Source organism: Saccharomonospora sp. (assembly GCF_027317685.1).
In the GTDB taxonomy this organism is placed as follows: domain Bacteria; phylum Actinomycetota; class Actinomycetes; order Mycobacteriales; family Pseudonocardiaceae; genus Saccharomonospora.
This window is the reverse complement of record NZ_DAHVQP010000070.1, coordinates 51,322-59,620: the sequence shown is the minus strand read 5'-3', so window position 1 is coordinate 59,620 and position 8,299 is coordinate 51,322. Positions and strand designations below refer to the sequence as shown.

Genomic DNA, 8,299 nt, shown 5'->3' with positions numbered 1-8,299 from the left:
ATCTCTATCTGCCGTGACCACCGTTCCGCGGGGCGACTTCCGGCTGCCTCGCATCCCCGTAAAGCCGTGTTCAGCACGACCTCACCGCACCACATAGGTGCTCAGGAGGGCTTGGACTTCGTAGACGTCGACTCCCTTGCCGAATTGCTTCGTGATCGGCTCCGGCTCCCCGGAAAGCCACAGCTTCAGTTCGGCGTCGAGGTCGAAGGTACCGGCGGTCTCGACCGCGAAGTGGGTGATGCTGCGATACGGAATCGAGTGGTACTCGACCTTTCGGCCGGTCACACCCTGCTTGTCGACGAGGATCAAACGCCGATCGGTGAAGAGGAACGAGTCCCGGATCAGCTGATAGGCGGCATGGATCTCCTCTCCCTGCGCCAGCAGACGACCGAACTCCCGCGTGGCCGCGCGAGGTTCGATACTCGAGGCATTGCCCAACACCCCGTCGAAGAGCCCCATGTGCCTTCCCCCTGTCGAAGATCATCGCTGTGCGCTGACGATAGCGAAGTCCTCGACGTCCGACAGTGGTTTCGGAGGAAAACGAAACCAAGCAAGCGGATCACTCGTCTCCACTCCACCTGAGTGGATATCTGGATACGGAGCACACCGCCATACATCTCGCGTAAGAAGTGTGCCCGCTCGTTGCTCTTCCAAGGAGTTCGAACGGTGCGCAAACACTCGCCCCGTGCTTACGCTCTCCTGAGAACGACCAGGCCAGGCCGGGACGGTGTTGTGGAACACGAAGCGTCTCCGAAATCACGGCACGTCCAGGGATCTCGACACATGCGTCGCATGGTGCGAAGTGGCGAAAGCGATCCACTTCGATGCGCTGCCCACCTGTGGGTTCGGCCGTTTTCGGCAGGTGTAGAGGTTTCGGTCACCCCACGAGAAGTCGGCACCGGCGAATTCGGGTCGACGCACGAGTTCGTCGGCGACTTGGAGGAAGTACCGTTCAGCGGATCCTGGTGGTACTGAATTTCCTTTGCGCTCTGGGATCTGACGGGCGATGGACAGCGTTGCTCCCGGAACGGTGTAGTGGATGTAGGGGTTGGGCAATCCCCATCCCTCTCTCGATTTTTGTGGGTCGGGATGAACGACTCCGTAATCCCCGTACCGGATGCGTTTGCCGCTCGCCTCCTGGACGACCTTCCACAACTCCACCTCGACGCGTTGGCGGAGATGTGTCTCATAATCACCACGTTCCCGTGGTGACGAACCGGCCAACACCGAGACCGAGGCGTATTCGTTCCGGTTCGCCAGTCCGGTGATGTTGTCGACGAGAGCATCGACGCGATGTGTTTCGAGTTTTCTCACATACCCTTCATCGAAGACCAAGTGCATCTCGTCGGTCCCGAGTCGCAGAGTCGTCGCGATCCGATCCAGTGTCCGCAGTAGCTCCGCTGTCGGCAGGCTGGGCCGCCGCGCACGGACGACGACGGGACGTCTTCGGTGTTCCAGGAACATCCGTATCGCGCGAAGTCCTTCGTCATCGGTGCTCAGCGAGACGACCGGGATCAAGCACGGTTGTTCTGAGCAGGTCGAGAAAAGACCACTGTTCTCCTCGATGTCGTGTTCGAGACGCTCGAGTACCGCTCGGGGCGAGGCACCCAAGTCGCTGGCCCTGGTCAACCACGTCGTGTCGACCCAGACCGGACGACCTCGCGAAGCGGATGCGACACAGAAGTTGACGACCTTCTTGATAACCGACCCGTCCGAACTCACGCTGTCGAGTAATTCGACCATGACTTGCACACGGTCGTTCACCTCAGTGGTGTTGAGAAGGGCTTGCAGTTCGCCTTCTTTGCTTTTGACCGCGAGGAGTGGTGTTCTTTGCGCAGCCGACACGGGCGTCAGCCTCCCGACGAACTAGGCCTTAATCGATCGCCACACCGGTCGAAGTACCTCGGTCATCGCTGGAACATGATCTTCCGTTGACAAGAATCCCAGGCGAGATCACGATCAGCCAGCGACCGAACGGGTGGAGATCAGCAGAAGTTGGATATCGGAAAACCCCACCCCACAATGGAACTCCACGCGAGCGCCGAATCGGTCTTTGCTGAATTCGGCCTAACGGGGGACAGCCCGTTCAACCGTCCTCACCGGTTCTCCTCGTCGGGAAAGGCCCACCGCCACGGCCAGGATCACGACGAAGACGGCGAATCCGGCCCAGACCATGCCCGGTGTCACGTTGAGACCCGCTCCGCCCACCCCGGGAGTCCGGCCCCCGTCTCGTCCGCTGACCACCACCACGATGATCGTGGCGATCGTGGCGGCCACCGCCGTCAGCGCCACGATGCGCAGGATCAACGCCATCGGACGTCCGCGCAACGCGCCACCACGTTCGCTCGGGCGCGCGGGAACGATGAGCCGTGTCAAAAGCAGCAGTGCAGGCGGTAATTGCAGCAGCCACAACGTGGTCCTCGGCCACCCGTCGAACCACACGTTCGTTCCGTACAGCAGGGTGTGCCACGCGCTCATCACGTACACCGCCAACACGAATCGGTGCAGCGCACGCCATGACCGTGCACCTAGTCTCGTCCGGAGGTAGTAGGCGAGTCCGAGCGGAATCGCGAGATAGAAGGCCAACAGGCCGATCAGGATAGCGACCTTGCCGGTGCCTGAGTCGTACCCACCGGGGACGAAGGTGTCGACGAAAGCGCTCCACAGTCGGCCCGCCCATGCCTGGTCGTCCTCGTTCTCCCGTACCAGCTCGGCGAAGAACAGCGCGGCGTGCAGGAACATCAGCGCGACCGTGGTCAGACTCGTGGTCCTGTGCCACCGTTCCAGACGCCTGGGTGGCACCGGGAACCAGCGTGGAGTGTGGCCGGAGCGCAGCAAGCCGAGCATGGTCGTGACCCACGCCCACAGCAGGGCCGACCAACCGAATGCCTGGCATAACCAGTACATGACATAGGTGTCGGCCTCGGCCATGAACGGCATCACCGTGACGCTCGGCGACGAGCCGGAGCGTACTCGCGCGTAGAGCCAGACGAAGATCGCGACGGTGACGACCAGGGCGGCGGTCGCGTCCGGCACCGCGGCACGCAAGTCCGCTCGTAAGGCGGGAAGGTCCACACCTCCACGGCGACGCGTGTTCCGCCGAGCACCCACCTCGCACCTCCGGTCCAGGAAACCGGCACGCCGGTGAATCGATACACCTGACCATCTTTCTTCCACGGCGCGGGCGAGATGGTCAATCGGCTGTTCCGGTCAGCGACGGCCATTCGGACTTCAATGCCTGCTCCGGATGCTCGATGCTCGGCGGACGTTCCGGGGAAGCGGCGGAGACTTGAAACAACGATGTCTGAGGCGGTCATCAACAAAAAAACCGACCGTGCATCACTACGGCCGGTTTTTGTGGGGTGGTGTCCGAGGGGGGACTTGAACCCCCACGCCCTGTAACGGGCACTAGCACCTCAAGCTAGCGCGTCTGCCATTCCGCCACTCGGACTTGCTGGGAAATAGAGTAGCGGATGGCCCAACAGCTCGTGCACAGGGGGTGCTTTTCGCGCCCACAACGAGCTCACCTGCGCGAATGATAGGAATGAGCGGTGACGGAACCGAACTTGATCGACGAGGCCGCCGACGAGGCGGTGACGCTGACGAGCGACCTGATCCGCATCGACACCACCAACACCGGTGATCCGGCCACGCTGGTGGGCGAACGGGAAGCCGCGGAGTACGTGGCCGAGAAGCTCACCGAGGTCGGCTACGAGATCACCTACGTGGAGTCCGGCGCCAAGAACCGACACAATGTGATCGCTCGACTACCAGGAGCCGATCCGAGTCGGGGTGCGCTGCTCGTGCATGGTCACCTCGACGTCGTGCCCGCCGACCCCTCCGAGTGGTCGGTGCACCCCTTCTCCGGCGCCATCCAGGACGGCTACGTGTGGGGCCGCGGCGCGGTGGACATGAAGGACATGGTCGGTATGTCGCTGGCCCTGGCACGGCACTACAAGCGCCACAACATCGTGCCGCCGCGCGACATCATCTTCGCGTTCCTGGCCGACGAGGAAGCCGGCGGCCTGTACGGGGCGCAGTGGCTGGTGGACAACCGCCCCGAACTGTTCGAGGGCGCCACCGAGGCGATCAGCGAGGTCGGCGGCTTCTCCATCACGTTGCGTGACAACGTGCGCGCCTACCTCATCGAGACCGCCGAAAAGGGCATCCGTTGGATGACGTTGCGGGTGCGCGGCACGGCGGGACACGGGTCGATGCTGCATCGCGACAACGCGGTCACCAAGCTGTCCGAGGCCGTGGCCAAGCTCGGCAATCACCGTTTCCCCCTGGTCCTCACCGACTCGGTGCGCGAGTTCCTCGCCGGGGTCACCGAGATCACCGGCTGGGACTTCCCCGAGGACGACATCGAAGGCGCCGTGGCGAAACTCGGCAACATCTCCCGCATGATCGGCGCCACGCTGCGGGACACGGCCAACCCGACCATGTTCAACGCCGGGTACAAGGCCAACGTCATCCCGTCGGTGGCCGAGGCGACCGTGGACTGCCGCATCCTGCCCGGCCGGGTAGAGGCGTTCAACCGGGAGCTCGACGAACTTCTCGGCCCGGACATCGAGAAGGAATGGCTGGAACTGCCACCGGTCGAGACGACGTTCGACGGCGCGATCGTGGACGCCATGAGCGCCGCGGTCGTCGCCGAGGATCCCGGTGCACGCACTCTGCCGTACATGTTGTCCGGCGGTACCGACGCGAAAGCGTTCCAACGGCTCGGCATCCGCAACTTCGGGTTCGCGCCCTTGAAACTGCCCGCAGACCTCGACTTCTCGGCGCTATTCCACGGCGTCGACGAGCGTGTCCCCGTGGAGGCCTTGCGGTTCGGCACGCGCGTGTTGGACCGGTTCTTCCGTAACTGCTGACCCCTCGAAACCTCGGGGAGGTCACCGTTTCCACGGTGGCCTCCCCGAATTCTTGTTCACCGTGGACGGTCAGGTAGCTGTGAGTCCACTCCCGCCATACGGTTTTCGTTATTTCGCTCACCTCGAAAACGAGGCCACCTCGGCACAGAACCGGGCCACCTCGTCGGGTGTGTTGTAGTAGTGCACCGAAGCGCGCACGAGCGCGTCGAGCCCACGTTCCTCCATGTCCCAAGGGGTGGATGAAGCGGCCGAGACGGTGACGTGGAAACCACGCTCCTTCAACCGGGCCACCAGCACATCGGCCGGAATGGCATCGACACGGAACGACACGATGCCCGACTTCCGAGTTCCGATGTCGGTGACGGTCACTCCCGGGATATCGGCGAGCCGCTCCCGCAGGTGCGCGGCCAGCTCGGTGACATAGTCATGCACCCACTGCGGTCCCACGTCGAGGTAGTACCGCACGGCCGCGCCGAGGCCGAGCACAGCGGCGACGTTGCGCTCGAACAGCTCGAACCGCCGCGCGTCATCGCGCAACCGCACCCGGTCACCGTCGATCCGGGCTGAGTACAGGTCCAGGTACGCGGGCGTCAACCGGTCCAACGTCGAGCGTCGGACTGCGAGGAATCCGGTGCCTCGAGGAGCCCGCAGATATTTGCGTCCCGTGGACGACACCGCGTCCGCGCCCGTCTCCTCGAGGTCGAAGGGCACCTGTCCCACACTCTGACAGGCATCCACCAGGAACAACGCCGGACTGTCCGCGACCACCGCGCCGATCTCGTCCACCGGCTGCACCAGTCCGCCGTTGGTCGGCACATGGGTGATCGCGACCATGCGGACACGCTCGTCGAGCATGCTCCGCAACGCGTCGAGGCCGATCTCGCCCTCGCCAGCGCTGGGGACCACGTCCACCGTGATACCGCGGTCGCGCGCGGCGGCCAGCATGGCGATGATGTTGCTGGAGTACTCCGGTACGGCGGTGAGGACCCGGTCCCCCTCGCGCCACGGCAGCGCCGTGAACACGGCCAGCCATGACCGTGTGGCACTGTCGGTGATCGCGATTTCCTCCGATCGGGCCCCTACGAGTACCGCCAGGGACTCGTAGACGCTCTCGACCTCGTCGGCAACCTCGTCGGCGGCCTCGTAACCGCCGACGGTCTCCTCCCGCCGCAAGTGCCGCACCATCCGGTCCACCACGGGGCGCGGCGGCAGGGACGATCCCGCGTTGTTGAAATGGACGACATTCTCACACGCCGGAGTGTCCGCCCTCAGCCTCGCAACCTTCTTCCGAGTATCGCTGTTGTGGATCAACAGCCTCTCCTTTCGCCAAGGCCCGTCTCGACCGGACACGCTACGCCGCAGCTCGACATACGAGGTGGAGTTCACCGAGGAAAGCGGCCGATGTTCGGGAAAGCGAAGTATTCGAGGACTCGAACAGCGACCCGGAACTTTCTTTCGAAAAAGCCGCGGACGAGGTAGTAAATCGATGAAGAAGCCCACCCGTTCCGGCCAACGGAATCACCCGACACCGTGGCGCCCCACCCCGGCCGCATGGCCCCGCCGCACAATGGTCTGCGCCCGGAAGGGACGGACACCGTCGTGTTCGGGGAGTGCGCGGAGGCCGGAAGCGGCGTTATGTCACCGAAAAAGCCGCATGGGCGCTATCCGTATCGCTGTTTGAGAAGCGGCACCATCCAGCTCCCACTACCGCTTGAGTCCCACTTCGCCCACCTGCGATGAATACGCTTCGCTTACCCGCAACTGCGGTGCGCATTCTGCGCTGCGAGTGAAGGCGTTGTGAACCCAACAGGCTACTTTCCTTATCCGCAGTTAGAGCAAACGGCACATGCTCAACCCGCCATGACCGTCGGGTACACTTCTTGACCAGCAGACTTCAATTCATTTACCGACCGGCGCAAAGCAGGAGGAACTGGTGGCGCAGCACATTTTTATCTCCCTCGTGGATGACATCGACGGTTCAGAAGCCGACGAGACGGTGCAGTTCGCCCTCGACGGCGTCACCTATGAGATCGACCTATCGACGGAGAACGCCGAGGAACTGCGGGATGCGCTCGCCCAATACATCGAGCATGCCCGCCGGGCGGGCGGCCGGAAGCGCACGTCCAGCCGCCGTCGTCGCAACGGGCAGGCCACTACCCGCTCCTCCACCGCCGAACGGGAACAGAACCAGGCCATTCGCGCTTGGGCCCGGGAGAACGGCTACGAGATCTCCGACCGTGGCCGCATCCCTTCCGAAGTCGCGGAGGCCTACCGCAGGGCCCACTGAAACAAATCAGTGCTTCGCCGGCTCACCCGACTCGGTCGGACCGGGTGAGCCGGAACACTCCACTACCCACGTGGGCCTCGCGCGTACACGCGATGCCGCTTAGAGTGAACGTGTGAGCACAGACTGCCTGTTCTGCCGGATCGTCGAGCGTTCCGTACCATCCACCGTGGTACATGAGACGGAAAACGTGCTCGCGTTCCGTGACGTCAATCCCCAGGCCGACACCCATGTCCTGGTGATCCCCAAGGAGCACTACCCCGATGCCGCGGCGATGGCGGTGGCCGATCCCAGGCTCGCGGGTGAGGTGCTCGCGGTCGCGGGCGAAGTCGCCAAGATAGACGGCGTGGACTCCTCCGGCTACCGACTGGTGTTCAACACCGGGGCGGACGCCAACCAGACGGTCTTCCACGTCCACTGCCATGTACTTGGCGGCCGTAACCTCACATGGCCTCCGGGGTGACGGACGGCCGCGGAGAGGGACGCCAGACGATGGACATCGCTGACAGACTCACCGCCACCTACCGCGAAGTCCGCACGAGCGGTTCCTCGGACACCGCCGACTGTGCTCTGGTACTTCGACGCCGGTTCCCGCGTCCGGTCGACACCGTGTGGCGGGCGATCACCGAACCCGACCTGATCCGGGCCTGGTTCGCCCCGGTCACAGGCCACCTCCGAGTGGGTGAGGCCTTCGAGGTGGAGGGCCATGCCGAGGGCACGGTACTGGAATGTGTACCGCCGCACCTGTTCACCGTCACCTGGGATGACGAGACGAACGTGGTGGTCCGCCTGGCATCGGATGAACAGGGCGACACCGTGCTCGAACTCGTCCACACCGGTCTACCCTCGGATGGCGCGGTGCGTCGAGGTCCGATGTGGGATGTGATCGTGGCGAGCCTCGATCGATTCGTCTCCGGTGACACCGCCGACGACCTCACGACCTGGCGTGCCTCGGCCGAAGTTCAGGTCTTCGCCCAGCACTCGGTGAGCGCATGGGTCACGGCCACCGAGGCGTCCGGCGTCGCAGCTGCCGACGACCTCGCCGACGCCGTTCGGACGTGCCTGCAGCGAGTGGCACCCGACCTGACACCGCCCGCCACCGCGTGAACAGGCGGGCCGGGCAGGACATGCGTTCCCCCTC

8 protein-coding genes and 1 tRNA gene are annotated in these 8,299 nt (G+C 64.1%); 4 read left to right on the top strand and 5 right to left on the bottom strand.

What is annotated here, in order from left to right; translation table 11 throughout:
• Nucleotides 1-81: 81 nt before the first annotated feature.
• The 4 genes from M7H19_RS08510 to M7H19_RS08495 form a co-directional block, all read right to left on the bottom strand.
• Nucleotides 82-459 (bottom strand): PH domain-containing protein, encoded by a 378-nt coding sequence (locus M7H19_RS08510; RefSeq protein ID WP_298179262.1) that lies wholly within the window; start codon nucleotides 457-459, stop codon nucleotides 82-84.
• Nucleotides 460-756: 297 nt separating this feature from the next.
• The gene (locus M7H19_RS08505) at nucleotides 757-1,845 is read right to left on the bottom strand and encodes a beta family protein (protein WP_298179258.1); all 1,089 of its coding nucleotides are present in this window, start codon (nucleotides 1,843-1,845) and stop codon (nucleotides 757-759) included.
• A 222-nt stretch (nucleotides 1,846-2,067) separates the two neighbouring features.
• Nucleotides 2,068-3,075, bottom strand: a complete 1,008-nt coding sequence (locus M7H19_RS08500) for a ferric reductase-like transmembrane domain-containing protein (RefSeq protein WP_298179256.1) — start codon at nucleotides 3,073-3,075, stop codon at nucleotides 2,068-2,070.
• A gap of 288 nt (nucleotides 3,076-3,363) precedes the next feature.
• Nucleotides 3,364-3,451, bottom strand: a tRNA-Leu gene (locus M7H19_RS08495).
• Between the two features lie 100 nt (nucleotides 3,452-3,551).
• On the opposite strand from M7H19_RS08495, the gene M7H19_RS08490 reads away from it, so the two are divergent.
• On the top strand, nucleotides 3,552-4,874 hold the full coding sequence (locus M7H19_RS08490) for a M20/M25/M40 family metallo-hydrolase (protein ID WP_298179253.1): 1,323 nt from the start codon (nucleotides 3,552-3,554) through the stop codon (nucleotides 4,872-4,874).
• 117 nt (nucleotides 4,875-4,991) lie between these two features.
• Here the strand turns inward: M7H19_RS08490 and M7H19_RS08485 are convergent, their stop codons facing one another.
• Nucleotides 4,992-6,185 carry an aminotransferase class V-fold PLP-dependent enzyme gene (locus M7H19_RS08485; RefSeq protein WP_298179250.1) on the bottom strand — a complete coding sequence of 398 codons (1,194 nt, stop codon included), beginning with the start codon at nucleotides 6,183-6,185 and terminating at the stop codon, nucleotides 4,992-4,994.
• 622 nt (nucleotides 6,186-6,807) lie between these two features.
• On the opposite strand from M7H19_RS08485, the gene M7H19_RS08480 reads away from it, so the two are divergent.
• From M7H19_RS08480 to M7H19_RS08470, 3 genes are all read left to right on the top strand, one after another.
• Nucleotides 6,808-7,161: an Lsr2 family protein gene (locus M7H19_RS08480; protein ID WP_298179247.1), complete on the top strand. Its 354-nt coding sequence runs from the start codon at nucleotides 6,808-6,810 to the stop codon at nucleotides 7,159-7,161.
• A gap of 112 nt (nucleotides 7,162-7,273) precedes the next feature.
• The gene (locus M7H19_RS08475; protein ID WP_298179244.1) at nucleotides 7,274-7,621 is read left to right on the top strand and encodes a histidine triad nucleotide-binding protein; all 348 of its coding nucleotides are present in this window, start codon (nucleotides 7,274-7,276) and stop codon (nucleotides 7,619-7,621) included.
• A 29-nt stretch (nucleotides 7,622-7,650) separates the two neighbouring features.
• A complete protein-coding gene (locus M7H19_RS08470) occupies nucleotides 7,651-8,265 on the top strand; it encodes an SRPBCC domain-containing protein (RefSeq protein ID WP_298179241.1) in 615 nt (204 codons plus the stop codon).
• The last annotated feature ends 34 nt before the right edge of the window (nucleotides 8,266-8,299 follow it).